The organism is Prochlorococcus sp. MIT 0801 (genome assembly GCF_000757865.1).
Lineage (GTDB): Bacteria > Cyanobacteriota > Cyanobacteriia > PCC-6307 > Cyanobiaceae > Prochlorococcus_B.
The window spans coordinates 790,431-816,197 of the sequence record NZ_CP007754.1 but is presented as its reverse complement, the minus strand read 5'-3'; the positions used below and the strand labels follow the sequence as shown (position 1 = coordinate 816,197).

The 25,767-nt window shown below is 32.3% G+C and carries 31 protein-coding genes and 1 tRNA gene; 25 read left to right on the top strand and 7 right to left on the bottom strand.

All coding sequences use genetic code 11. From position 1 onward, the window contains the following. The first annotated feature begins 44 nt into the window (after positions 1–44). The 6 genes from EW15_RS04240 (at position 45) to EW15_RS10790 (ending at position 2,794) form a co-directional block, all read left to right on the top strand. Positions 45–680: a DUF3318 domain-containing protein gene (locus EW15_RS04240; RefSeq protein ID WP_011293759.1), complete on the top strand. Its 636-nt coding sequence runs from the start codon at positions 45–47 to the stop codon at positions 678–680. Continuing rightward, entirely contained in the window at positions 673–1,047 is a 375-nt protein-coding gene (gene rsfS, locus EW15_RS04235; RefSeq protein ID WP_038652329.1) for a ribosome silencing factor, read from the top strand. The genes EW15_RS04240 and rsfS overlap by 8 nt, the downstream gene beginning before the upstream one ends. After that, positions 1,040–1,537: a CGLD27 family protein gene (locus tag EW15_RS04230; protein ID WP_038652325.1), complete on the top strand. Its 498-nt coding sequence runs from the start codon at positions 1,040–1,042 to the stop codon at positions 1,535–1,537. The genes rsfS and EW15_RS04230 overlap by 8 nt, the downstream gene beginning before the upstream one ends. 3 nt (positions 1,538–1,540) lie before the next feature. Continuing rightward, positions 1,541–2,503 (top strand): asparaginase, encoded by a 963-nt coding sequence (locus EW15_RS04225; RefSeq protein WP_038652322.1) that lies wholly within the window; start codon positions 1,541–1,543, stop codon positions 2,501–2,503. 52 nt (positions 2,504–2,555) lie between these two features. After that, positions 2,556–2,632, top strand: a tRNA-Met gene (locus tag EW15_RS04220). Next, positions 2,618–2,794, top strand: a complete 177-nt coding sequence (locus EW15_RS10790) for a hypothetical protein (RefSeq protein ID WP_156095732.1) — start codon at positions 2,618–2,620, stop codon at positions 2,792–2,794. Before EW15_RS04220 ends, EW15_RS10790 begins: the two co-directional genes overlap by 15 nt. Positions 2,795–2,974: 180 nt before the next feature. On the opposite strand, the gene galE is transcribed toward EW15_RS10790, so the two are convergent. Next, positions 2,975–4,021, bottom strand: a complete 1,047-nt coding sequence (galE, locus tag EW15_RS04215) for a UDP-glucose 4-epimerase GalE (protein ID WP_038652320.1) — start codon at positions 4,019–4,021, stop codon at positions 2,975–2,977. Between the two features lie 334 nt (positions 4,022–4,355). Between galE and EW15_RS11050 the strand changes: the two genes are divergently transcribed. The 4 genes from EW15_RS11050 to EW15_RS04200 all read left to right on the top strand — a co-directional run bounded on the left by EW15_RS11050 (position 4,356) and on the right by EW15_RS04200 (position 7,217). After that, positions 4,356–4,526, top strand: a complete 171-nt coding sequence (locus tag EW15_RS11050; protein WP_197049701.1) for a hypothetical protein — start codon at positions 4,356–4,358, stop codon at positions 4,524–4,526. A 125-nt stretch (positions 4,527–4,651) separates the two neighbouring features. Continuing rightward, a complete protein-coding gene (locus tag EW15_RS04210) occupies positions 4,652–4,843 on the top strand; it encodes a hypothetical protein (RefSeq protein ID WP_038655168.1) in 192 nt (63 codons plus the stop codon). A 192-nt stretch (positions 4,844–5,035) separates the two neighbouring features. Further along, positions 5,036–6,370 (top strand): Rieske 2Fe-2S domain-containing protein, encoded by a 1,335-nt coding sequence (locus tag EW15_RS04205; RefSeq protein WP_038652317.1) that lies wholly within the window; start codon positions 5,036–5,038, stop codon positions 6,368–6,370. Positions 6,371–6,404: 34 nt separating this feature from the next. Further along, positions 6,405–7,217 carry an ABC transporter ATP-binding protein gene (locus tag EW15_RS04200; RefSeq protein WP_038652314.1) on the top strand — a complete coding sequence of 271 codons (813 nt, stop codon included), beginning with the start codon at positions 6,405–6,407 and terminating at the stop codon, positions 7,215–7,217. Here EW15_RS04200 and EW15_RS04195 read toward each other — a convergent pair. Further along, positions 7,214–7,429 carry a hypothetical protein gene (locus EW15_RS04195; RefSeq protein ID WP_038652310.1) on the bottom strand — a complete coding sequence of 72 codons (216 nt, stop codon included), beginning with the start codon at positions 7,427–7,429 and terminating at the stop codon, positions 7,214–7,216. The two genes, EW15_RS04200 and EW15_RS04195, sit on opposite strands and share 4 nt — an antisense overlap. Before the next feature lie 10 nt (positions 7,430–7,439). Further along, a complete protein-coding gene (locus tag EW15_RS04190) occupies positions 7,440–8,165 on the bottom strand; it encodes an AhpC/TSA family protein (protein WP_038655166.1) in 726 nt (241 codons plus the stop codon). A 253-nt stretch (positions 8,166–8,418) separates the two neighbouring features. Here EW15_RS04190 and EW15_RS04185 point away from each other — a divergent pair, with 253 nt between their 5' ends. Further along, on the top strand, positions 8,419–9,477 hold the full coding sequence (locus tag EW15_RS04185) for a chlorophyll a/b binding light-harvesting protein (protein ID WP_038652308.1): 1,059 nt from the start codon (positions 8,419–8,421) through the stop codon (positions 9,475–9,477). 266 nt (positions 9,478–9,743) lie between these two features. Next, complete coding sequence (locus EW15_RS04180; protein WP_038652305.1) at positions 9,744–10,340, top strand: Crp/Fnr family transcriptional regulator; 597 nt, start codon at positions 9,744–9,746, stop codon at positions 10,338–10,340. Positions 10,341–10,683: 343 nt separating this feature from the next. Here EW15_RS04180 and EW15_RS04175 read toward each other — a convergent pair whose 3' ends face one another. Continuing rightward, entirely contained in the window at positions 10,684–11,235 is a 552-nt protein-coding gene (locus EW15_RS04175; protein WP_038652302.1) for a ferritin, read from the bottom strand. A 175-nt stretch (positions 11,236–11,410) separates the two neighbouring features. Further along, positions 11,411–12,469 carry an ABC transporter ATP-binding protein gene (locus EW15_RS04170; RefSeq protein WP_038652299.1) on the bottom strand — a complete coding sequence of 353 codons (1,059 nt, stop codon included), beginning with the start codon at positions 12,467–12,469 and terminating at the stop codon, positions 11,411–11,413. A gap of 196 nt (positions 12,470–12,665) precedes the next feature. Between EW15_RS04170 and nth the strand changes: the two genes are divergently transcribed. The 3 genes from nth (at position 12,666) to EW15_RS04155 (ending at position 14,288) form a co-directional block, all read left to right on the top strand. Next, positions 12,666–13,319: an endonuclease III gene (gene nth / locus EW15_RS04165; RefSeq protein ID WP_038652296.1), complete on the top strand. Its 654-nt coding sequence runs from the start codon at positions 12,666–12,668 to the stop codon at positions 13,317–13,319. A gap of 77 nt (positions 13,320–13,396) precedes the next feature. Continuing rightward, positions 13,397–14,065 (top strand): SDR family oxidoreductase, encoded by a 669-nt coding sequence (locus EW15_RS04160; RefSeq protein WP_038652293.1) that lies wholly within the window; start codon positions 13,397–13,399, stop codon positions 14,063–14,065. 19 nt (positions 14,066–14,084) lie between these two features. Further along, positions 14,085–14,288 carry a hypothetical protein gene (locus EW15_RS04155; RefSeq protein ID WP_038652290.1) on the top strand — a complete coding sequence of 68 codons (204 nt, stop codon included), beginning with the start codon at positions 14,085–14,087 and terminating at the stop codon, positions 14,286–14,288. Positions 14,289–14,299: 11 nt separating this feature from the next. Here EW15_RS04155 and EW15_RS04150 read toward each other — a convergent pair whose 3' ends face one another. Beyond that, positions 14,300–15,187 (bottom strand): GNAT family N-acetyltransferase, encoded by an 888-nt coding sequence (locus EW15_RS04150; RefSeq protein ID WP_038652287.1) that lies wholly within the window; start codon positions 15,185–15,187, stop codon positions 14,300–14,302. A 978-nt stretch (positions 15,188–16,165) separates the two neighbouring features. Between EW15_RS04150 and pgsA the strand changes: the two genes are divergently transcribed. Further along, positions 16,166–16,738: a CDP-diacylglycerol--glycerol-3-phosphate 3-phosphatidyltransferase gene (pgsA, locus tag EW15_RS04145; protein ID WP_038652284.1), complete on the top strand. Its 573-nt coding sequence runs from the start codon at positions 16,166–16,168 to the stop codon at positions 16,736–16,738. Here the strand turns inward: pgsA and EW15_RS04140 are convergent. Beyond that, positions 16,710–17,633, bottom strand: coding sequence for an NAD-dependent epimerase/dehydratase family protein (locus EW15_RS04140; RefSeq protein WP_038652281.1), 924 nt, complete (start codon positions 17,631–17,633; stop codon positions 16,710–16,712). The genes pgsA and EW15_RS04140 overlap by 29 nt on opposite strands. Before the next feature lie 87 nt (positions 17,634–17,720). On the opposite strand from EW15_RS04140, the gene hisA reads away from it, so the two are divergent. From hisA to proB, 9 genes are all read left to right on the top strand, one after another. Next, the gene (hisA, locus tag EW15_RS04135; RefSeq protein WP_038652278.1) at positions 17,721–18,491 is read left to right on the top strand and encodes a 1-(5-phosphoribosyl)-5-[(5-phosphoribosylamino)methylideneamino]imidazole-4-carboxamide isomerase; all 771 of its coding nucleotides are present in this window, start codon (positions 17,721–17,723) and stop codon (positions 18,489–18,491) included. Between the two features lie 127 nt (positions 18,492–18,618). Beyond that, complete coding sequence (locus EW15_RS04130; RefSeq protein WP_038655163.1) at positions 18,619–20,214, top strand: DUF3685 domain-containing protein; 1,596 nt, start codon at positions 18,619–18,621, stop codon at positions 20,212–20,214. A 70-nt stretch (positions 20,215–20,284) separates the two neighbouring features. Continuing rightward, the gene (locus EW15_RS04125; RefSeq protein WP_038652275.1) at positions 20,285–20,839 is read left to right on the top strand and encodes a thylakoid membrane photosystem I accumulation factor; all 555 of its coding nucleotides are present in this window, start codon (positions 20,285–20,287) and stop codon (positions 20,837–20,839) included. Between the two features lie 240 nt (positions 20,840–21,079). Continuing rightward, on the top strand, positions 21,080–22,048 hold the full coding sequence (locus tag EW15_RS04120; protein ID WP_225866606.1) for a hypothetical protein: 969 nt from the start codon (positions 21,080–21,082) through the stop codon (positions 22,046–22,048). Between the two features lie 38 nt (positions 22,049–22,086). Further along, positions 22,087–23,124, top strand: coding sequence for a hypothetical protein (locus tag EW15_RS04115; RefSeq protein WP_225866605.1), 1,038 nt, complete (start codon positions 22,087–22,089; stop codon positions 23,122–23,124). Continuing rightward, complete coding sequence (gene ruvX, locus EW15_RS04110) at positions 23,121–23,555, top strand: Holliday junction resolvase RuvX (RefSeq protein WP_038652269.1); 435 nt, start codon at positions 23,121–23,123, stop codon at positions 23,553–23,555. The genes EW15_RS04115 and ruvX overlap by 4 nt, the downstream gene beginning before the upstream one ends. Positions 23,556–23,619: 64 nt before the next feature. Beyond that, on the top strand, positions 23,620–24,156 hold the full coding sequence (locus tag EW15_RS04105; RefSeq protein WP_038652266.1) for a DUF3727 domain-containing protein: 537 nt from the start codon (positions 23,620–23,622) through the stop codon (positions 24,154–24,156). Beyond that, the gene (locus tag EW15_RS10470; protein ID WP_081930458.1) at positions 24,144–24,665 is read left to right on the top strand and encodes a YqeG family HAD IIIA-type phosphatase; all 522 of its coding nucleotides are present in this window, start codon (positions 24,144–24,146) and stop codon (positions 24,663–24,665) included. The genes EW15_RS04105 and EW15_RS10470 overlap by 13 nt, the downstream gene beginning before the upstream one ends. Beyond that, positions 24,662–25,744: a glutamate 5-kinase gene (proB, locus tag EW15_RS04095; RefSeq protein WP_038652263.1), complete on the top strand. Its 1,083-nt coding sequence runs from the start codon at positions 24,662–24,664 to the stop codon at positions 25,742–25,744. The genes EW15_RS10470 and proB overlap by 4 nt, the downstream gene beginning before the upstream one ends. The last annotated feature ends 23 nt before the right edge of the window (positions 25,745–25,767 follow it).

The window sequence follows — 25,767 nt, the reverse complement described above, 5'->3', positions numbered from 1 at the left end:
TACCATTAAAGTTTAACTAACTTTCCGAATAAGAAACAAAGAGTATGAGCGAACTACAGCGCCTAAAAGGGCTGCTGCCACCAGAGAACCAAAGCTGGGTATTCATTGAAGCCGCAGCAGCAATAGATCCTCCTCTCATCACGCTTGAAGAAATTGGGCGAGATGAGGTAGAGATTCAGGTTGACCTTGAGCAATGGGACTATTTAGCTCAAGATCATAGAAATCTATTGTTTTGGCATGAGGTGGGACGCATTCAAAATGACACTATTCCAAGAGATGGCTGGGAAATGGCTGCTCTTGCAATAGGTTTGGGTGGCGCTATTGGAGAATTATGGGTTCAAGACGGATTGCTCCTTTTAATGGCACTTGGATTGTCAGGTTTTGCAGGTTATAGGCTTTACTTAAAAAATAATTCAGAAAAACGATTACAAGATGCCATATCCGCTGATGAGAGGGCTATAGATTTGGCATGCAGATTTGGATATAGCGTTCCAAATGCTTACAAGAGTCTTGGTGGTGCATTAAAAGATTTAGTTGAAAAATCTAGGAAGAAAAAAAAGCGTACATTCTATGAAGATAGATTAGAAGCACTAAGAAAGAGTGCTGAAAGAGCTCGCGCAGAAATGGCATCTCAAGAAGGATCTCAAAAGTCAGTTACAAGTGAAAATGTTTATGGATAGCAATAGGTTAATTGAACTAGCTGCTGTTGCTTGCGATGATAGAAAAGCTGGCGATATAAAACTTTTAAAAGTTGATGAAGTATCAAGTATTGCTGATTGGATATTAATTACTGAAGGACTTTCAGATGTTCAAGTAAGGGCAATAGTTAATAATGTAGAAAAGACACTCAGAGAGGAAGCAGATCTACTACCTCTTCGAAAGGAAGGAATAAATGAGGCGAAATGGGCTTTATTAGATTATGGAGATCTAATAATTAATGTTTTTCAACCTAATGAAAGAAAATTTTATGATTTAGAGTCATTCTGGAGCAATGGCATTATTCATAATCTTATAAATAATAAATTAATAGCGTTAATGGATGAATAAAACAATATGCCCTGTGCCTCTAAACCAAAGACCACTAAATGAATTTAATAGTATTAGAAATTCATGGATAATCTCCTGGCCTTTTTTAGAAAGAAATATTTTTTACAGGAAATTAATATTTAGTTGGTTATTAATTATACCAGTTTGTTTAACGATTTCTTATGGAAGTGATTACCTTAAAAACAACCTTTTTGAACTTATTTTTGTAAGCCTTACTGCATCTATTGCTTTTCCTATATTATTACTAATCAGGCAATGGTTAAGTTGGGTATACATATATAAACGCCTTAATTCTGAAAACATTGAATATGAAGAATCTGGTTGGTATGATGGACAGACTTGGGAAAAGCCAATTGATTGGAGAGCAAAAGATTTACTCATAGCTCAATACCAAATTAAACCAGTTATAAATCATTTAGAAGTAATTATAGTACTATTAATATCAATTATCATATCTTCAATTTTATTTATACTTTTAGAAATGAATTAATAGATGAATTTACAAAACAATTATTCAAATCTCAGCAACAATTCTTTGAAGGTTCTAGTAAAAAGAGGTTCAAGTGTTGAATCCATTCACAGAGCCCACGCTTCAATTTGTGATAAGAAAGGAAGGACATTAATGAAAGCAGGGTTATGTGAATATGAAACTTTCATACGATCAGCATTAAAACCTTTCCAAGCAATGCCTTTCATTACAAGTGGTGCATTCGAAAAATATAATTTTGACAATAAGACCTTAGCGCTGGCATGTGGTTCTCATAGTGGCTCATCAGTTCAAGCTAGAACAGCATTCAAGCTCCTTTGGAATGCAGATATAGATGTAAAAGAGCTTAAATGCCCAATACCTCAAAATAGAGAAAGCAAACTTCAACACAATTGCTCAGGAAAGCATTCAGCATTTCTAGCAACATGCAAAAAAATGAACTGGGATCGCGATAGCTATCTAATGGGACATCATCCACTGCAGAAAGAAATTTTCAGGCTAGTTGCCGAGTTATTAAAAATACCTGCCGAAGAATTAATTGCCGAAAGAGATGACTGTGGTGCTCCAACGTTACTTTTGCGTTTATCTCAAATGGCGGTTTTATATGCTCATTTGTCTAAGTCTGACCAACCTGAATTTAAAAAAATAACTTCTGCTATGACAAAAAATCCAGACCTGATTGCTGGCGAAGGATATTTTGATTCTGAATTAATAAAAAGAGGTCACAATCAAATTATCAGCAAAGGTGGAAGTGAAGGGATCCAATGTATTGGTCTTCTGGGGGAAGGAATTGGACTCTCAATAAAGGTTGAGGATGGATCAAAAAGAGCAAAGCATGCAGTGGCAATACATCTTCTTCGACAACTCGAATGGATCACTCCATCAGCAATTGAAGAGCTTGATGAAATCATCCTTCAGAAAAAGCCAGGTATTTATATAGAAGTTGAAGGAGAATTAAAGATCCCCTAACCCAAACAAACGATTAATTCACGTCACATAAAGATGTATGATTTTAAAGCTTCGCGGGGTAGAGCAGTCTGGTAGCTCGTCGGGCTCATAACCCGAAGGTCGCAAGTTCAAATCTTGCCCCCGCCACCAATTCCCGAAAAGCCTGCTATCACAGGCTTTTTTTATGCTTTTATAACACTATTAAAGCAATTAAATGTAAACAACCATACTCACTTTGCAGAAAAAAGAATAGTGATTAATCAGGCAAGAACTATTCCAGTGATTGGATTAATCAGAAATCAACAAAAATGATCATCTCGTCGGGCTCACAACCCGAAGGTCGCAAGTTCAATTCTTGCCCCCGCAACCAATTAAAAACTTAGCCCTCAGGTGTTTTTTTATGCATTTTTTTTAGGAAGTTACTTAAATAAACAGTAAAAGATAATAAATACCAGCAATGAATTTCCCATTGAAAAATCTGAAGGATTTTGGCTATGTATAACCTTCTGGATTATTTCTCTGCCAATTCCAACCATCTATGCAAATTTGCTTTAAAGATCTTTTTGGAGACCATCCAAGTAAACGCTCGGCCTTTGAAATATCAGCATAATATTCAGCAACATCACCATCTCTTCTCCCTTCAATTAAAAAAGGGATTTCACAACCTGTAGACAGCTCAAATTCACGAATAATCTGAAATACAGAGTATCCTTTTCCAGAACCCAAATTAATACTTTCGTAAATGGATTTTTTTGATTTTAAAAAACCTATTGCGTCTATATGACCTTCAGATAAATCCATTATATGAATATAATCTCTAACTCCCGAACCATCTTCAGTATTCCAATTATCACCAAATACCTTTAAAAGATTTATTCTTCGTATGGCAACCTGAGTGATATATGGAAATAGATTACTTGGTATTCCAATTGGATCTTCCCCCATCAAACCTGATGGATGAGCACCAACTGGATTAAAATAACGTAATGAACAAATTTTCCATAAGTTCATATTAGATTTGAACAAATCACATAACATATTTTCGATAGCTACTTTTGTTTTTCCATAAGGATTCATAGGTGAAACGGTTTGATCTTCACTGATAGGCACGGCATTTGTTAAGCCATAGATAGTTGCACTACTACTAAAAACTATTGAGTAACATTCATTATCTTTCATGATTTCTAAAAGATTTTTAGTTCCACATACATTCACATCCCAATACTTTAGAGGATATTTTACTGATTCAGCAACTGATTTCAAACCAGCAAAATGTATAACTGCTTGTATTGCATTTCCCTCTTTAATAGAATCTTTAAAGATTTTTTCCAAGGAACTTTTATCTCTAATATCACCTTTTATTGTTTTTAATTTATAATCAATTCCATCAGAATCCAAATAAGATTTTATTACATTAATTACTTTATAAGAGGAATTAACAAAAGAGTCATAGATTATTACATCATACCCTCTCTGAAGCAATAACAAAGACGTATGAGAACCAATAAAACCTGCTCCGCCGGTAAGTAGTAATCTCATAATATCTAATTTTCTCTTTTAAGAAATTTAAGATACTGCAAAAGGCTTTGAAAAAATAAAAGATAGATTATAAATAATCATTATAAAAAATAATAGCATCTGACTGAAGTCAAGTTAAAACTGTTGAAACGTAAAGTGACATTTTCATAGAAAAACGGCAATATTTTTATTAAATTCAGATTTATTGGCGAATTCTTTTATATTCACAAACTCAGTCATTCAATAATTTATCAAAGTTAGCATTCAGAAAGGTTCAAAATAATTAAGTAAACATCAAATCAATGAATAAACTATTATAATAAATAAATAATTTTATAAATCAGGAACTATATAAATGAAAAAAGACAATCTAAAGAGAATTATCAAACAATTTGAAACTTTGATAGAAGAGTTGAAGAGCGAGGTCTACTCAGATAAAGAATCATATGTTCATCCATGGGACGAACATGTCAAGAATACCCCTAGAATAATCAATAGAGAAGATGATGATGGATACGCGGATTAGTTATCTCATTTGGGCCTATAAAAAATAAAGAAAAGCAAAAGACATTAAAAACTTAACTGTTTTCGTAAATATACTCATTGCAATTTATCGATTTAATAAGCAACTTAGAAAAAAGTAATTTGTTAATGACTACTTTACCTCAACTAGTTAAAGCCACCCCTCAGGGAGGTACCATTCATAGATATCAACTTTCAGGCGGAAAAACTTCCTTCATGAGATACCTAGGATGCTATCTAGGAACATGTAAGTTTTGCAATGACATAAACGAAGCATCAGAATTTGTATCAAGCATTGAGTTCTCTCCTAAAACCCTTTAAAAAAGGGATTTTTAAACGTTAATAATGACTTAAACAAATTGATTTCAACGTGGAAAAAACTTTGAAGTTTTTTTATGTAAATTTAATCGATACTGGAAGGCATTAGGTGCTATTTTTTTGAGACTTTAAACATATCATGAGAATACTCTTTAGATGAGCCAAATTTTTTCTCACTAAAAGAGCTGATTGGCTATGAACGAAGAAAATGGAAAAAATAATAAATCATTTGAATATGAGACTAATAACCTCATTAGATCTACTCTTAATGAGAAAGAAAGTGTAAAAGATTTAGAGAATATTGCTCCCAAGCCATCTAATCAACTAACAAATGGACTACTAGGTTGGTATTCGGTATCAAGCAGCGAGTCAATAAAGGAGGGTAAATTAAATCACTTCACAATTTATAATGAGCCACTTGTTTTGTATCGCGATAGAGAAGGTATTGTTAAATGCGTAAAAGATGTATGTCCTCACAGAGGAGCTTCATTTCTAGGCGGTGAAGTGATTAACGGACAACTTGTTTGTCCTTATCACGGAGCAAGGTTTTCATCTCAAGGAAGTTGCACAAATTTAGATAGAATAACCTGTCAACATATTATTGATTCCAATTACGATAATTATGCAAAAAGTATAAAACTCTTTCAATATCCATGTGTAGAGAAAGAAGGATATATTTATATTTATTATACAGGGACACCATTAGCAAACATTGAAGACTTTCAAATTAAATCTTCAATCAATAGCCTTCTTCCTGATTCCTATGGATTTCCATCTTTAGAATATGAATATGAAGAAGTTTATGTAGATTTCAAAGCAGATTGGGCAAGAATTATAGAAAATCATCTGGATATATTGCATGTATTCTGGATGCACGGAGACACCATCCCCGACAAGAATGTAAGTAGGGAAACAATAACTAGTTTCAATCAAAAAATAAAAAGAGATAATAGGCAAATAGAAAGTATATATTCATATAAAACAAATGGGCAAGAAGAGTTTATTAGAATAAAATTCGTACCTCCTGGAAGAATTTTTATATATAAAGGCTCACCTGAAAGTACAAGATATATTCAAGTTCTTGATCATATTCCACTAGGAAATAATAAGGCAAGGGTCATTGTAAGGCATTATAGAAAATTCCTTAAAAATAAATTGTTTACAAATCTAGTTTTATTTAGTCATCTACAAAGAAGAACATTTTATAAGATTTTTAGTGAAGATTATTTAGTCCTAAAAACTCAAACTTTTAATGATCAAATGGGCTACATACAAAAAGATAATGTAAAACTATTAGGAGAAGATAAAATGGTTCAATATTACTGGGATTGGCTTCAAAATGCTTTAAATAAAGAAAAGCCATGGGACATACATCCCACTAATTCATTGACCAACTCAGTTCATGACGATAGAGGAATGCAATATCCTCCGGAGAATCCTAATATGGCTATAAAGAATAATAGAAAGATAATTATAAAACTCTTAACTAGATTATTGTTCCCAATAAGTTTTATTCTGCTATTAATATAATTAAAATAGATTATAAATTTAAATAATTACATAAATGGTTAATGAATCTCGTACAGATGAAATAAACTGGGCTAGTTTAAAAAATTTAAATGTATATGTTGATCAGAATAAAATCCTATCAAATATAAATATAAATCTTCGTTATGGAGAAAATATAGTGATATTAGGACCAAATGGATCTGGTAAATCAACCTTTCTAAAGTTATTGAACAGGTCAATTTATCCAATCAACTCTTGTGATAGTTCATTTAAGTTGTTTAACAAAGAAAACATAAATATTTGGGACTTAAGGAAAAAGATTGGATTTCTATTTAAAGAAATGGAGCAAAGGGTAAATAATGGAGTCAATTTATATGATGTAATTAGTTCAGGATTCTCAGGTATATTTAATTCTAAATATACAAACCTACTTTCAGAAAGAGAAAAAATTAAAATCAATACTCTAATAAACGAATGGGGCCTAAGTAATATTATTTACAATAACTTTCATTCATTATCAGATGGTCAAAAAAGAAGAGCATTAATAGCTAGAGCTTTAGTTTACGAGCCTAATATACTAGTACTTGATGAACCTTTTTGTAATTTAGACATAAAATCAAATTACATTCTAAATCAAAACCTAAACAAATTAATCAAGCAATCAGTAAATATAATTTATGTCACACATAATCTTGAATCTATTTTACCTAAAACCAATAGAGTTCTTCTAATAAAAGAAGGTAAAATATTAAATGATGGAAGCCCTTATGAACTAATTAATAGCAAAACACTTAGCGATCTCTATAATATATCAATCAAAGTAATAGAACAAGAGGGGTTCTGGAGAATGCTCCCATTAAATAACTAAACAACTACAAGAATAAAGGCAAGTATTAATATACATATAAAGAGAAAGTATTTATTATTAAATGATAACCTACTATAAGTAGTTGTTTTATTTTTTACTCGTCTACCAACTCCAAAAGGGGTTCCACATGAATTGCATACCAATCGTCCAGATAATGCTCGATCAGCTCTCAGATTAGAGCTTCCACATACTAGGCATTTATTTCCAATCATGAGAGTTGAATTAATTCAAAAAATCATCTAAGAATGATAAAGGTTCACTCATTTTACTTGCATACCCTAGAAGACTCTCAGAAATAAATTCATATAAGACCTCATCTTTTTCATTTAATAGTATTGTTGCTCCTCTTTGCGTTATGAATGCGGAATCAGGAACATAAGTATTCCAATTAGAAAGAATTTCAATCATATTCATAAGTCTCCTAGTAGCAAGCTCAAAAGGGCGTAAATTTTTATTTTTTGAAAAAATATCAAACATATTTCCCTTCAACAAAAAGAATGGCCCTAAATTTATATCTTCATCGAAAGCGAATAAACTCTTTGCATTTTTGTCCCCAAAATAACCTCTTAAAACTTCCTTGATAGTACCTCTTGAATTTATACCTGTGCACATAATCAATAGATTGATAATTGCAGGCATTTTTGTGACAAGTCCAGCATTCAGATTTAGTTTTTTATGAAGGTCAGCATTCCTTACCGCAATAACATTTTTAATATCAATCTTATTGAACTTACAAAAAGATTCTTTAGACTTTTCACTCCCAATACCTATCAAAATCAAATCAACTGAGTGCTTTGCCAACCTGTTTGATTGAACTGCTAATTGTTGTGCGTATTCAAAACTATCAAAATCAGCAAAAGAACCAAGCAAAACTATTAGGCTTTTTCTTTGATCGAGAAAAATTCTCTCTTTTACAAAAAACTCTTTAATGACATTTTTATAATTCATTAATTTATTATGATTTGTTTTCAAAATAACAAAGTCAAAACGAGGAAGATGAGCTTTCACTTTGAGTAATACCTAATATAGTAGTCATTCCAATGGCTTTAAGGAGAAGAAATCCCCCTAACACGAAGATCATATTAAGTAGCAGATGTTCGAGAAATATGTACAAAACCTACAATTTCAATAAGCAATGTGAAGGGATATGGAACTTACAGACCTATAAATATATCCTCTTACTGTTCTTTGTTTATTTCTCGTGCAGACCTACGGGAATCCTAGCGTTACCTATGACTGGTACGCGGGTAATTCAGGGACGGCCAATCGCTCCGGAAAATTCATCGCTGCGCATGCTGCCCATGCTGGTTTGATGATGTTCTGGGCAGGTGCGTTCACTTTATTTGAGCTAGCTCGTTATGACTCATCCGTTGCGATGGGTAATCAAAACTTGATCTGCTTGCCTCACCTTGCACAACTTGGAATAGGTGGAATTGAAAACGGAGTAATAACTGAGCCTTACGGTTGCACAGTTATTGCTGTACTTCACCTAATTTTCTCTGGTGTTCTTGGTGCTGGTGGAATTCTTCACTCAACAAGATATGACGGAGATTTAGGAAACTATCCTGAAGGAAGTCGTCCTAAAAAGTTTGACTTCGAGTGGGACGATCCAGACAAGCTTACATTTATCCTTGGTCACCACCTTATTTTCCTAGGTTTGGCAAACATTCAATTCGTTGAATGGGCTCAATATCATGGTATTTGGGATACTGCTTTAGGGGCTACTCGTACAGTTTCTTACAACCTAGATTTAGGAATGATTTGGAATCACCAAGCTGATTTCCTTCAAATCAACAGTTTAGAAGATGTTATGGGCGGTCACGCATTCTTAGCATTTTTCCAAATTATTGGTGGAGCATTCCATATCATCACTAAGCAATTTGGTGAGTACACAGAATTTAAAGGTAAAGGACTTCTTTCAGCAGAAGCTGTTCTTTCATACTCATTAGCTGGTGTTGGCTATTGTGCTCTTGTTGCAGCTTTCTGGAGTTCAACAAACACAACTGTTTACTCAACAGAATTCTTTGGAGATGTACTTCAACTCAAGTTTGATTTCGCTCCTTATTTCGTTGACACTGACGCATCACTTGCAACTGGAGCTCATACAGCTAGAGCCTGGTTAGCAAATGTTCACTTCTATCTTGGCTTCTTCTTCATTCAGGGTCATCTCTGGCATGCATTAAGAGCTATGGGATTTGACTTCAGACGCGTAGGTAAAGCGTTCGACAATATGGAAAACGCTAAAATCACTAACGGTTAATTATTAATTTCATTAGTGAACAAAAAGGCCCGCTTGCGGGCCTTTTTTAATGGAATATTTGGCAGGAATACATACAAACCTGCATGCACTAATGTCACAATTAACTAACTCAAATGATAAAAAATGCGTAAATAATAGCCATTTGATGTGTCTTTTTATACTTTGGATAGCAAAAAATCTCAAGAGCTTGTTGCTATTGAGAATCGGTTGCAAAAAGCTATAAATTTTGTGTAAGTTAGAAATCAATCGAGCTCCCTCAAAGTTCAATGAGCTTTAGAAGTTACCCTGAAACTCCCTCATCAGCTGTTCGAATGGCAACGGGTCAATCGGTTCTGATAGATCCCTCCTCCAGGAGAGGAGATACTTGCTTAGAAGTTTTAGATGGCATAGCGCGTGTTTTTTGCCCTTGCGAGGAAACAGAAGGAATGACATTGGCTTTCTTGCAGTCTGGAGATCAATTAAGAACTGACCGTCTATGCAGTGAAGGTGTATGCGTAGAAGCTTTAACATCACTTTGCTTTGTAAGTGATGCTGAAAAACCACTTGAAACAGGCGGATATGATGCTGTCAACGAGTGGACTCTTCAACTACTTAGGATTAGACATTTAGGTAATGCCGAACAAAGACTACAAGCTTTATTTGCTTTATTGGTTAACCGACTTGGAAGAAGATGCGGTGATTGGTGCCAATTACCATTCAGACTTACTCACGAAAGAATTGGAGAGTTAATTGGATCAACAAGGGTTACTTCTACTCGTTTAATTTCAAGACTGAGAACAGCAGATTTACTAAAAGCACCATCAGGTGTTCAAACACTAAGTCTTTCGCCAGAGTTTATTGAGTCATCCCCATTAGCAGCTTAATAAATAATGAATAAAAGTTTATTTTCCTATTCCGAGTCTATTGTTTTGTCACTCTGCAAAGAGATAGAATTTATAAAGATTAGGTCCAAAAACATCAATTTAACGCTTAAGACTTGTCAGAATAAATCTCTGTCAAAAAGATTAAAGCTAGAACTAGATAAACTAAATAAAAATAGACTAAAAATAATAAACATCACTGAAAGTATGTTTAATACAAATTCTCATGATTTGTCGTTAGAATTTCTGTTAGAAATGGCTAAAAGATCTAGTACTTATCAGCAAATATAAGTAGCGAAAATATTAAATTATTATTTATTATTTATTATTTATTATTTATTATTTATTATTTATTATTTAACTCATTATCAATAATCAACAATGCTGAAGGATCATTATCAGCAAATTTGACTTTACCGAGCAAATAAGCCATTTCATCTTCTGATTTAATTTGCTCATCGATAACCGGATCAAGAAATACCGTTGTACGAGTATCATTTGATCTCTCGGCCAATGAATAAATCTGCTGAACAGAGGATGTTACGTCAGCCTCCATTTGGAAAGACAGAGTTAGCAATTCCTGGACTGTCTTCCATTCTTGTATTGGTTTAGTTACTTCTTCAAGTTCAACAGTTTGACCACGAGCTATCAAGTATTTAGCGAAGTTAAATCCATGCTCTTGCTCAGATAAAGACTCATTCTTGAAAAATGAAGAAAAACCTCTTAATTCTCTCTCTAGGAACCAAAGGGACATTGCTAAATATTGTGCACTTGAAACCCTTTCAAGAGAGGTATGTTGATAAAGAGCCTCAAGTAGATCAAGATCCATCGGCTGCGCAACTGCACGACCTGAAGGACCAATATTAAGATCTATCAAACTGGATGGAGCTGACTGCATAACAAAAAAAAGCTAGGTCAAAGAACGCAAAAACTAATTTTTTGTTCAATAAAACCATAACTCATTTTTTATCATTTTGATGCAAAAAATTAAAATATAAAAATTTATTTATTTGATAATGAAACTCAATTGCGTCTAATAGTTTAAATATGATTTTTCAAAGCATTAAAATTAATTAGAAATTAGATTTAATATTTTCAGGTAGAACTAAAAAGTTTTTATCGTGAATTGCAACGACTTTACATTTATCTCCAATAGATAATGATGTATCCAAGCTCATTTCGGATTTCAACTTTAAACTATCACTGATCACGGTATAAACATAATGATTAATACGATATTCTTTTGAGATAACAGTAAAGATATCATTTGAACAAGACTCAATTCGAATAGCATTTTTATCAAACATACAAACAGATTTTGATGAAATTGACATATCGGAAGGCAAACTCAATTTGCCGATACATGTAGAATAGGAATTATCAATATATTGAATAGGCAAAACATTTTTTTGCAAAACAAATTGACCTATGAAATCATTTGATGGGTTTAAAACTATCTCAAAAGGAGTTGAGTATTGTTGAATTTCACCATTTCTTAAGACAGCCACCCGATCACAAATAGCTAATGCTTCATGAGGATCGTGAGTTACTAAAATTGCAGATGCTGAGCAGGATTTTAAAACGGAAGAAAGTTCCGACCTCAATCTCGCTCTCACTTCAACATCTAAAGAGCAAAAAGGTTCGTCAAGTAAAACCAATGAAGTCCCAGGGGCCAGAGCACGAGCTAATGCAACTCTTTGGCTCTGTCCACCTGAAAGTTCGTGAGGATATCTGTTTTTAAACTCATAAATATCCAATAAATTCAATAGCCACTTTGCTCTTTTAATGGATTTCTCTTTTTTATTTATGCCAAAGCAAACATTATCCCAAACGTTCAAATGAGGAAATAAAGCATAGTCTTGAAAAACCATCCCTATTTGCCTTCGCTCTGGGGAAAGAAGATATTTATTATTTGAGATTATTTGCCCATTTTTTTTTATTGATCCACGCTTAGGCTTTTCAAAACCTGCTATCAATCTTAAAAGGGTAGTTTTTCCACAGCCAGAAGGACCAAGCAAACCTATCAATTCTCCAGCTTTTAAAGCAAAATTAATATCTTTTAGAACCCAATTATTATTTTTATTAGACTTAAATTCATGCCATAAGTTGTGGACTTCTAGTTCAGTACTCACAAAACTATTTTTTCTTATTCTATTCTCTAAAAATCAATTAAAAAACTAACTACCTATAAAATAAAAATTCTATAGACAAAAATCACAATCATGTGTATAAAATGTTACCTTTTTATTTTTATTAAAGTCTATTCTATGTCTTCAAGTTAAAAGGTTTTTATTAGGTAGCTTTAGAAGCAATGATAGTCATACTCCAATGAAAAAAGATGAAAGGGTAAAAATAATAATTAAGAGACTTGAAGAAATTTATCCTGAGACACCGATACCCTTAGATCATCAAAATGATTTCACGCTTCTTGTAGCAGTTGTATTAAGTGCGCAATCAACTGATAAGAAAGTCAATGAATTAACTAAAGAACTTTTCAAACTTGCTCCCTCAGCCGAGAAAATGTACAAAATAGGTGAGCATGAAATATATAATTATATAAAACAACTTGGACTTGCAAAAACTAAAGCAAAAAATATTTTTAACTTATCAAAGATTATTCATGAAAAATTCAACAATCGAGTTCCAAATTCTTTTCATGAACTCGAGTCACTCCCTGGAGTAGGTCATAAGACAGCCAGTGTTGTAATGTCTCAAGCATTTGGTGTACCATCATTTCCTGTCGACACGCACATACATAGATTATCTCAGAGATGGGGGTTAACTTCAGGTAAAAATGTTATCCAAACGGAAAAGGATCTAAAAAGATTATTTCCAAAAAACCTTTGGAATAAATTACATCTACAAATTATTTTTTATGGAAGAGAATATTGCTCAGCGAGAGGATGTAACGGTACAGTCTGTAACTTGTGCAAAGAGCTTTACCCTAATCGAAAGAAAGCCATTATTTGTATAAAGGCTTAATAATTATCTATTAATTTTATTTTCGCTACAAAAAGGGCTAATTCTTGCTAGAAACATATCAAAGAAATTCAATTCGAATGAAACTAGCCATAACAGGAGCTTCGGGGAAAACAGGTTTTCGAGTAGCAGAGGAAGCCATAACAGCTGGATATGAAGTGAGATTGATAGTTAGATCACAGTCTGAGATCCCTGAATCAATAAAAGGTTGTGAAAGGTACGTTTTGTCAGACACTAATGGAACCACACTTGATTATGCATTACAAGGTTGTGAGAGCCTAGTCATAGCAACAGGTGCAAGGCCATCTATCGATTTAACTGGCCCAGCAAAAGTAGATTATCTAAATATCAAAAAACAAATTGAAAGCTGTAAGAGACAGAAGTTAAATAGGGTTGTTCTTGTTAGTTCACTTTGCGCAGGAAAATTGATACACCCTCTAAATTTATTTGGTCTAATACTTATATGGAAAAGATTAGGTGAGAGATCTCTGCAAAAAAGTGGTCTAGATTGGACTATCATACGTCCAGGAGGATTGAATGAGAATGAAACTAATTTAAAAAATCAGAACATTTTATTCTCTGGTGAAAAAACTCAAGAAGAAGGCTCGATCCCCAGAAGGCTTGTTGCAAAAGCCTGTATAGAAGCTTTAAAAACAAAAAATTCTATCGAAAGAATTATCGAGATTACTAGTAGCGAAGAGAATCCCAAAACAAATATGAGTAAGGCATTAAACGCGTTTAGTATTTGACCATAAAACTTAAATTACTATGAACACCAACGCAAAAATTGACTCGTTGCAACTAATGCTTACTGATCTAAGAACAAGGAACGAATCAATAAGACATAAAGCTGCCTTCAAAGGATGCCAACCAGAATTCCAATCATTAGTTACGACACTTATTGATCAATTAGAAACTCAATTGAAAGAAGAGAAACAAATTCATAGAGGACAATTAAATTCTAATGGATAAAAAACAAAGTATTAACCCAACTCCAAGCAAGCCAAACCATATACATCATTCATGGAAACAGGAGGTTGAGAACCTCTATACATCCTGAAAGTTTCAGATTCTGATTTGAAACCTAATTTTTCAAAGACTTCAGAAGCTGACTTATTTAAGCCAGGAGAGTCGATAATTATCAACCCAGGATGGCTTTCTATTAATTTCTTCAATAAAATTTGTAAAAGCATTGGATTATCAGCCATTAAAGGACCAATTCTCCATCCATCTCCGTTTTGCAAAAGACATGGTCTTATTCGACCAAAACCATGACAACAATTTTCCTTATCAATTACTGCTATTACCTTTCCAGCTGGATGATTGAGCCAATTAGATAAAAAATGAGGTCTAGGAGTTGTTTCTCTTTGTTCGTCAAATTTTTCTACAGCATCTTGAGGTATTGATGAGCCTTCAACAAAGCTGAAATCATCTATATCCCCATTCTTAGAGTATTGCTCAAGTAATTTCCCATCGCCCAACAATTGCCATCTAGTTGTTTTCGAAGATATCGTAAAGCCCCATTTTGAGTAATCAATAATTCTCTCTGGCGCAGCCTCTAATCCAACACAGGGCAAATCACTTAAATGACTTAAAGCCTTTTTCCAAAGCTGAAGGCCAAAACCTCTACCTCTATACTCCTCAATCACTAAAAACAATCCGAGAAATCCGTAATATTGATTATATCGAACCCCAGCAATACACCCAATAGGATTGTTATCCAACCAACCAACCCAGAGTCCTTGGTTATCTGTATTTTGATAAATTCTTAAATCACCTACTCCCGGTGCAAAACCTTCTTTTCTAGATATTTCAGTAACAAAACCAATATCTTCATCACAAAGAGGTCTAATAGATAGGAGGTTATCCATAAATTATATTTTCTATTAATTACTCTAATAAAAAGGAATTATAAATCCATAAATATGAGCAAAAATAAACATCTAGCCAAAGCATATATATAATATTTATTAATAAAATAATATTCTTTGATATAATATTCGAATAGAACAATGGGATATAAAAAAAATAATCAATTAGTACAATAAAAATACCAATATCAGATAGATTAGAAAGCTTATAGTAATCAGTAGGAAATTATTAATTTAAAAGAATTTGAGGAAAAGTAGAAATAAAAATTTATTACTAGTAAAGACAAAATCTACATCATATGTAATTAAGAAATAACTATATTTTTTAGGAAAGGATAAAGAAGTATAAGATTTTTTATCTTGGGGAAAGCTATCATAACATAAATATAAAAATAAACGCTATCAGGATTATATTTCGATTTGCTGATTGATATCATATTAAGAATAGGAATACCCCAATCAAGACATCTATTGATTTGAGAGATATAGTTTCACAAAGAAAATACAAAAAAATGTCCATTTTCATTTTCACTGGATTCACATATATATGGATGGGACTTGGTTGATAATATATAAACGCATAAAGGTAATATCGATAATTTTTAAATATTTTCGAATAATCCTTTAAAGGACATTTGAATGAGACTTTTGAAAGATCACCATCAACGTTCTTCAAAAATTATACGGAATTATGATCTCTACATAACTCAATTAATCAATTATAAATATCTAATCCTTTGGGAAAAACCAAAAAATAATGTACCGTGAATTAATGTTATTAGTAATTAAAACTTTTAAATTATTCTTGATCTAATTTCCTTACAATAAATGTCATTGCACCTAATGATAAGAAAAACATAAAAATAAGAAAAGTAGTCATGATTTTAACCTGTTAATTCTCATTATAATATAATAGGTTCTTTATAGGCAATGCTTTAGAATTTTTAAACAATTTTACTATATTAGATTTAAGATAAAATGAACAAAAAGATTTTCAAAGAAAAAAGATTTATTACTTGGGCGAGGATTATAAATGGACTCACAATTTCAAGAATATTGCTTGGTTTGCCAATACTTATTTTACTAAGTACTGGTAACAATGAAGCTTTTATTTTGTTAATCCTGATAGCTGGTCTTACTGATTATCTAGACGGTTACTTTGCACGTAAATATGATCATAAATCTGCTTTTGGAGCGAAGCTTGATCCTCTGGCAGACAAGATCCTTCTTATTGGTCCAATGATTTGGTTGGCCCATGAGAATCTAGTTCCCTTATGGTCTATCTGGTTAATAATATCGAGAGAATTTTTAATAACTAGTTGGCGATCTGATAAGACATCAGGTGGTCCAGCCTCGATTCAGGGTAAATATAAAACTACATTTCAGTTTGCAAGTATCATTCTATTATTATGGCCCAAAAGTTGGGCTACGATTTATACCATTAATATTATTAATAAAATAGGCTATATCTCATTCTGGATAGCATTTTTTCTGACTTTAACTTCTGCTATGAAATATATATTCAATCAAAAAGAAACTCATCAGAACTAAAATCAACTTGTTCATGATTAGCTAATAGATAATCATTCTTATAGCTATCAATTAAACCATTTAACAAATCGAATTTGGGCTTCCAAGCTAAATCTTTTTCTATTTTTGAAGTGTCAGTAAAGAAATTAGTTAACCTTAAAGGGAAAAGTTTTCTTGCTTTAGGATCAAGTTTTGATGGATCGAAAGAACGCAAATTAAAATCAGTGACTTTATTTCCAGTAGCTAAAATTGCCGTTTCAATTAAACCTTTAAAAGTTACTGCTTTGCTTCCTGAACAGTTATAAATTTGATTAATAGCTTTATCTGTTTCAAGAGATTTGGCAATAGCCTCGGCCAAATCAGAAACGTGTCCTAATTGAGTGATCGCTTGACCATCAAGAGGAACAGGAATAGATCGACCATTAACTATGCGATCAAAAAACCATTTTTCAATAGGGTTGTAATTGCCTGGGCCATATATATATGTCGGACGAAAACTAGTAAAAGGAATACTTTCAGCCTTGAGCCAAGATTCTGTTTGTGCTTTGCCTATATGACGGCTTTCAAAATCTATTGGACTATCTTCACAAACAGGAAATAATTGAGTGTTGTCATATACGCCTGCAGAACTTATGTATATAAATCTGTAACTAGGAAGACCTGAAAATTTAAGAAGTCTTTGAGTATCCTCCAACTTTCGTCCAGAGCTATCAACAATCAGATCAAATGAATGATCAGATAGTTTTTTTAGATCCTCATCATTTGACCTGTCTCCCTTTAAGTGAGTTATATTTTGTGGTACTGGTAAATTCCCACGAGTAAAAACAAAAACCTCATGTCCTTTTTTTAGCAAGTTCGAGACAAGAGCTTTCCCTACAAACCTTGTTCCGCCGTAAAAAAGAACTTTCAAGATCATTTATTAAAAAAATTATATTAAAGCCTATAGATAATCTCCCAGAGCTACATAGATGATGTTAGATGAATAGTAATAATTTTTTTCTTGATGGAAATCATACCTGCAATAGATCTACTCAATGGTAAATGTGTTCGACTAAATCAGGGAAATTATAATGAAGTTACTAAGTTCAATAGTGATCCTGTAAAACAAGCTCAGATTTGGGAAAGCAAGGGAGCAAAACGATTACATCTTGTAGATCTTGATGGTGCTAAGACAGGTGAGCCCATAAATGATCTAAAAATTAAAGAGATAAAAAAATCTATTACAATACCGATTCAACTTGGAGGTGGAATTAGGAGCATTGATCGTGCAAAAGAATTATTCGACATTGGTATAGACAGAATTATTTTAGGAACAATTGCGATAGAGAACCCCAAATTAGTTAAAGACTTATCCAAAGAATATCCAAAAAGAGTTGCAGTAGGGATTGATGCCAAAGAGGGGATGGTAGCCACTCGAGGTTGGTTAAAACAAAGCGAAATATCTTCTCTAGACCTAGCAAGACAACTTAACGATCTTGAATTAGCAGCAATCATATCAACAGATATTGCAACTGATGGCACTCTAAAAGGACCTAATGTTCAAGCCTTGAGAGAGATAGCTGAAATAAGTATTAATCCAGTAATTGCCTCAGGGGGTATAGGTTCAATAGCTGATTTAATTTCTCTAGCAGATTTCGAGGATGAGGGTATTGAAGGAATAATCGTAGGCAGAGCCCTATATGACGGCTCAATAGATTTAAATGAAGCGATACTAACTCTAAAAAATCTTATTCTGCAAGATTCATTCAATGATAAAGATAAATTTCTTGTCTAACATTTAAAAAAATGTTCGATCCTTTGGATTTATGGGATAGGGCTGGAAGTATTTTTAAATCAAGTTATCTTAAAAAGGATAGGTTCTAGAATTAAAGTTGATCGAAGAAAGAGCAAAACAAATTTTAATGATAGCGCCTTCACTGTTAGGCGAATCATTAGCATTACAGCTGACATCTCAAGATAATAATTTAGAAATAGTTTTAGACAAAAAAGATCTAAATGGGTTGCCTAAACTTATTCTATTTTGCCTTGAAGAAGTAGAACTCTCAAACTCAATTAAACTAGAAATTCATAAGTTAAAAGAAAGATGGGATCAAACTCCAATCCTAATTGTAATACCAAAAAGCATTAAATTATCTTCTGATGATTTAATGACTTTTGGTAGTGAAGGAGTTATTCAAGATCCTACTGTTGAACTTTTAAGAGATACAATCAATATTTTGCTTAGGGGAGGCAGAGTATTTAAAGTTAATAATGAAACAAATTACAAAGCTAACTCAATTCATAATTCATATGGACTAGGACATTGGTTATTAACAAGTGGTTTATCACAAATAAATAAAGATATATACACGATAGATGAAATTATAGCTAAGAAATCAATAAATACATTCTATCTTTTCATTTTAATTGGTAGAAGAAGAGAACTATTAACAGCGAAGAGATTAATCATCTGGTTATGGGGGCCGCTAGAGGTATTAATAGAGTCTCCAATCAAAAATAATGGCAATAAAAATCTAAATAACAAATATAATACTGACATAACAATAAAGAATACCTCAACTAATGAATTATGGAATGTCATTTATAAACGGGTAAAGGAGAGACTTCAAGATGACCTGACAAATTCTACGGACGAGCTGGTAGCTCTTTATTCATTAAATAAAAGCAAACGATGTAATCTCTTAAAAACTCTTCTGAAAGAATTTTCAACTATTATTATCAAACTTGATTCTAAAAATAATCGCAAAAAAGGATTAGAAGAGATTTTACAATCAATTACTCCTGAATTACGAGCTAATACATTGCGAAATTTCATAGATTCATATGATCGTCTAAAAAAGAATGGTGTAGAAGTCTTTATTTCAGACTTTCTAGTACATAATTCAGATCTTGGAATACTTGATGATGAACTACCTTCAATAGCTTTAATAATAGATCCAATATTAAATAATAAGCCGATTCTCCTCGATGGAGACTATTTATCAATAGAAGACCCTCGATCTATTATTCAATTAGAAACATTTATTCTAAATTGGATATTCAGGACTGCTGAAATAGTTAGTGAGGAGATTATATCTTCATGTTCTGAATGGCCAGAATTACGTAAATACTTTCTAAATAAAGAATTAGTTTCAACAAGGGAACTTGAACGTAAACGAAATCATATCAATACAAATAATCAACTTCAAAATCTATTCAAAAAGCCAGTTAGATTATATGAAAGCAAAAGATTATATTATACAGTCAAAAATAATAAGATTGAGAAAATTATCACCCTTGAACCTAGAGATGATGAATTAAAGAAACTTGACTGGGCCCAAAGGCAAATAGCATTCATAATAGAATTAAGAGATGCCTTGGCTCCACAAGTACAGGCAATAATTCAGTACTTGGGCGATTTAATAGTTCTAATCCTCACAAAAGTTGTGGGAAGATCTATTGGATTAATAGGTAGAGGTATCGCTCAAGGTATGGGAAGAAAATTATCCAAAGGATAATTTATTTATTAATAAATATAGCTATATTAGCTTTAAGACTTTAGAATTTAAAAAATAGTATTTTACATTTATTTTGTTAAGAATATTCTATTCACTGCTTATACTTTTTTTTCTATTTGTCAATCCAGTATATTCTGCTAGGGATACTGATAGTTATGATGGAAATATATACCCAATCTATGCTGGCAACGGATCATTAGTTCCACCACAAAGCACATTATCAGAATCATTAAAAAACGAAAGAACAAGTGTTTTAGTTTTCTATCTAGATGATAGTTCTGCTAGTAAACAATTTGCCCCTGTAGTTTCAGGTATTAAGTTATTGTGGAGCTCATCTGTTGATGTAATTCCTCTATCAATTGATGAATTAGACAATGATGACAAAAAATTTATTACCGACCCCGCCTATTACTGGCATGGGAAGATACCTCAGACAGTGATTCTTGACGGAAAAGGTAATGTTCTACTAGACCAAGAAGGTCAAGTATCTTTCGATAGTATTAATGATGCAATAACCAAAGGGACAGGTCTAAAGAAACCTGATTTTGATCTCACAGTAAAAAGCTTTAACGAATACAATAGTGAGCCATCTAAAGATGGTTATAATAAACCTAGAGGCAGCTGAAAATGTAATAAAGGTACTAAAGATTTTTTATTAAATTATCAAATATTCTAACTAAAAATGTTATTAAACTCACTTTTTATCATAATAATCATATTTATTTTTATTGAAATTAATCATTATTTCAGACAAGATTCGCCACTAGTTCTGAAACCCAAAGAATTTAAAAAAATCATACTCGATGCTAAGCACAAATATATTACTCGGGTTGAAATTAAAAATTTACATAAAAGAATGGAAGTTATGATTCCTTCTTTTAATGTTAAACCTCAGATAATAGGTATAGATAAAAACGAAATAATAAGGATTCAAACACAAATCAAACCACTTCATCCAGATGCAGAAGAAGATGAACAAAATATTGACTATTGGACTGCATATATTTTAAAGGGGAGAAAATCAACATTTGTCGAAATTACAATTGAATATGAGATTAAAAGTACAGCGATACATAAGATTAAATGTTTGTGGCTAGATATAGAATGGGGAAATTACGGACCTTTTGGTTCTTTCAAAAGGTTCGATAGTTTTGTATTACCTAATTCTTTAGATATATCCAAAGGAAATTCTTCTAGTACTAATTTAGTAGATCCAATAAAAACTCATATTCTTGGTAGTTTAGATGATCCTATTGGAGTATTAAAATCCTACATGCCACTAGATTACATGCCTACAGATATTCTTACAATTGGAGAGTCACCTCTAGCAGTAATGCAAGGAAGATACATAGATTATAGGAACGTAAAATCAAATCTAATTTCAAAGTTAATTTGCAAAGGATTTCACCCTACTAGTAGTTTAGCTACAGCTTCAGGAATGCAAACCCTAATAAATATTTCTGGTCCAACACGTGTAATAATTTCATGGTTAATTGGAGGAATATTAAAATTATTTGGTGTTAAAGGTGTGTTTTATCGTTTAGCAGGTGAACAAGCAAGACTGATTGATGACATTACTGGTACAACGCCGCCCTATGACAAAAGTATAGTTTTAGGACCTAAAAATACTAAAAATTTTTGTATTAAAGCCGCAAAAAGACTAAATGTTAATGTGGCTGTTGTAGATGTAAATGATTTAGGAAGAGTTAAAATTCTATCAACAAGTAATGTAAATAATGCTGAAATAATTAAAAGAGCTTTAACATCAAATCCAGCAGGTAATGCTAACCAACAAACACCATTAGTATTTATCAGATCAGATGAAGCAAGATAATAGTCACATGAAAGTTAAAAATATAATAAAATAATTAAATGAAAAATAATGAATCATTATCTTCGGATTTAATAATTGAGCCACTTAAGCTCAAGCATTTATCAATGCTTAGAGCTGACAACAATTCAAAATACCTTGGAATATTTCAGATTCTATTATGCAAAAAATGGTTTTCATCATTAGAGTCAAGTTTCACTAATTTAATTCCGACTAGGAGTTCAACATGTTTAGTAGCTGTAGAAAGATATAATATAATTGCATATATTTTAGCAACTCCAATCAATCGTAGAGGTACTTGTTGGTCTATATCAGAGCCATACTTTATAGGAGAATCAATATCCTTCAGCCGTTACAACTTATTGCAGAATTTATTAAGAAAGGTTCTTTACAAAAGCAATATTAATACTCAAAGTTTTTTAATTTCTATAAATACAAATGATATTCAGAATTTATCTGTTATTAGACAATCTGGTTTTCAACCGCTTAGAATAATAAAATATTGGCATATGAAAGAAGATATTAAATATAGAAAGAAAGAGTATAATGATAATTTCATCTGGGAAAAACTAAATAAAGAAAATAGTCAACAAATATGGAGATTTGAACAAGCTAGAGAGTCAATTAACTTTAGATCAATTTTTGATAGGCAGTGGCATGATATTTACGAAAAAAGAAATACATTAACTGGTGTTATTAAATCAAAAGAAAATAATATTATCGCAGGGTTAATCCCATCTGTTTGTCCCCAAAATAATTATTCATTAGAACTAATAAGAGGATTAGCATGGGATGAAAGACTAGATCAATCTATTCCAAATAGAATTAATAACATGAAAGCTGGGAAAAGTAGTTGTTATATAGAAACAACAAGTGAAGACAATAAATTGAATGACATTTTACATAAAAGTGACTGGGAAATTTCAGAGGAGAGAGTTCTTCTAGGAAGAAGTGTTTGGAAAAGACAAAATGGATATAAATTAAAATCTATCGAAACTGAACTATTAACTAATCTTGTAGGCAATTTACAACAACAACCTGAATTACCTTCAACTATTCATATTGAAAATAACAAATGATTCAGCCAAAACCCTGTTCAGTTTTAAGTCTTGATATTGGAGATAAAAGGATTGGTATTGCAGGTTGTGATCCACTTGGAATATCAATAACTCATCTCCCCGCAATTTTTAGAGATAGCTTTGAAAAAGATCTAAAAGAATTCGAGAAAATATGTTTTGACCGAAAAGTTGAAGGGCTCATTTGTGGTAATCCTCTTGATATGAATGGAATGGAAACTAAACAATCTATTCGATGTAAAAAATATGGGATTAAATTAGCTAAATGTTTAAAACTTCCTTTGGCTTTTATCAATGAACATTGTTCAACCGTAGAGGCTAAAGAAAAGTTCTCTTTAAAAAATGACAAGACTGGAAGAATAGATAGTGCAGCTGCCGCTATACTTTTACAACAATGGCTTATTGAGGGACCTGATCTGGATGACTCAAATTAAATTTTGAATATGATGTAAAAACATAATCAAATAAAACTAGACACAGATTAATAAGAACTCAACTATGTCAACAACAAATAAAAACGACGAAGTACCGACTCTTTTAGTTAAAGATTCTCAAGGTTCAGATCTCCTGTGTTTTCTTGAACAAGTAGTACCTCTTGAAGGAAATGAATATGCCCTGTTAACTCCAGTAGATACTCCTGTATCTCTATTTCAATTGATTGACGATCAAGATCCCAAGCTAATAGAAACAATTGAAAAGAATGAGCCAATACTTGAAGTAGCTGATGTTGTTCTTCAAGAACATGATCTTAGACTTGTTCGCTCAGCCATCACACTTACAGTCTCAGGCGAATTAGATGAGCCTGAACCAGAAGAAATTGAGGAAGAAGACATTGATGACGAGTCAGAAACCTACGAGCTACTTGTCAATTTTAGAGTTGAAAGTAATGAGTATGGTCTATACATTCCTCTTGACCCTTTCTTCATAGTCGGAAAGCTAGAAGATGGAGAAGTAAAGCTTGTTGAAGGTGAAGAGTTTGACAAGATACAATCAGGAATTGAAGCTGAACTTGAGGAAAGGGGATTATCAGAATAAACATTAAAGAATTACTTATTCCAAATTGGAAGGTAAACGATAAAATTTCAAAGATCTCTATAAATGATTTATCTTCCAAAAACGTCAAAGCACTAATACTTGATGTAGATGGAACATTAATTTCTGGGAACAAACCAGTACTATCTAGTAATATAAGAAATTGGATTAATACTTCAAAAAAATACTTTTATACTTACCTGTTCAGTAACAATCCATCTAGAAATAGAATAAAATTAATTGCTGATGAATTAGATTTAGAATTTACATACTCTGGCGGCAAACCAAGTAAAAGAAAATTAAAGAAGATCCTAGATAAAATTCCTTATTTATCAAATGAGGTAGCAATGATTGGAGATAGAGTTTTTACAGATATTCTTGTAGGCAATAGATTAGGAATGTATACAATATTGGTAGATTCAGTAGATGATTATGGAAACAAAATTGAAAAGAATAAGTTTCAATCTATAGAAAGATACATAGCAAATATTATAACTGGAGACATTTTATGACAACCTGGGTAATCAAGATTGGCACAAGCCTTTTGAGAGGAAACGATAAATATACAACTTTTGATGTAATTAATGATTATTGTTCTTACATATCAAAAGCTCAAAGGAATGGCGATAAAATTATATTGGTTTCTAGTGGTGCTGTAGGACTTGGATGTCATCAAATGAGATTCAAGACAAGACCTAAAGAAATAATCTCTCTTCAAGCTTCTGCTGCAATAGGTCAACTTCATTTAATGGCTTTGTATGAAAAGGCTATGAGCAGTTTTAGATATAAAGTTGCGCAAATATTATTAACTAGGTCAGAATTAGGATCAAGAAATAGTTATAACTCTGCTTCGCAAACATTAAAAAGATTGCTCGAATGGGATGTTATACCAATCGTAAACGAAAATGATATAACCTCAGATGAAGAGCTAAAGTATGGTGATAATGATACTCTATCTGCATTAGTTGCAACAGCTATATCTGCTGATCAATTAATATTATTAACTGATATCGATCATCTCTACTCTTCTGATCCCAAAATCAATAGTAAAGCTAAGCCAATCAAAGATATTAACAATTCAAAAGAATTAAATAATTTAGAACTAGCAAATGAACAAACTTCATGGGGGACTGGAGGAATAAAAACAAAATTAACTGCTGCAAAGATCGCCACTGAAAGCGGGATAAAAGTTCAATTAGCAGATGGCAGAGATCCGAAAATATTAGGCGAATTACTTGATGGAAAAAAAATAGGAACTGTTTTTCACCCCAATCCAAACCCTATCGGGAATAGAAAAAGTTGGTTGGCACATGCAATTAAACCAGTCGGAGAAATACACTTAGATGATGGTGCTAGTGAAGCTATCAAAAACAAAGGTGCTTCACTATTATTAGTTGGGGTGAAAAAAGTTAGCGGGAATTTTATTGCGAATCAACCTGTAAAAGTTATTAACACGGAAGGAGAGGAAATTGCTAAAGGAATTTGCTCAATGAGCAGTGATGCTATAAAGATAGGAATTAATTCAAGATCCGAAACAACAGGATCTCCTCTAGTTATCCACCGAGATGTTCTGGTTCTAACAAGTGAATAACTCAGATAACAATAGTAATTTTC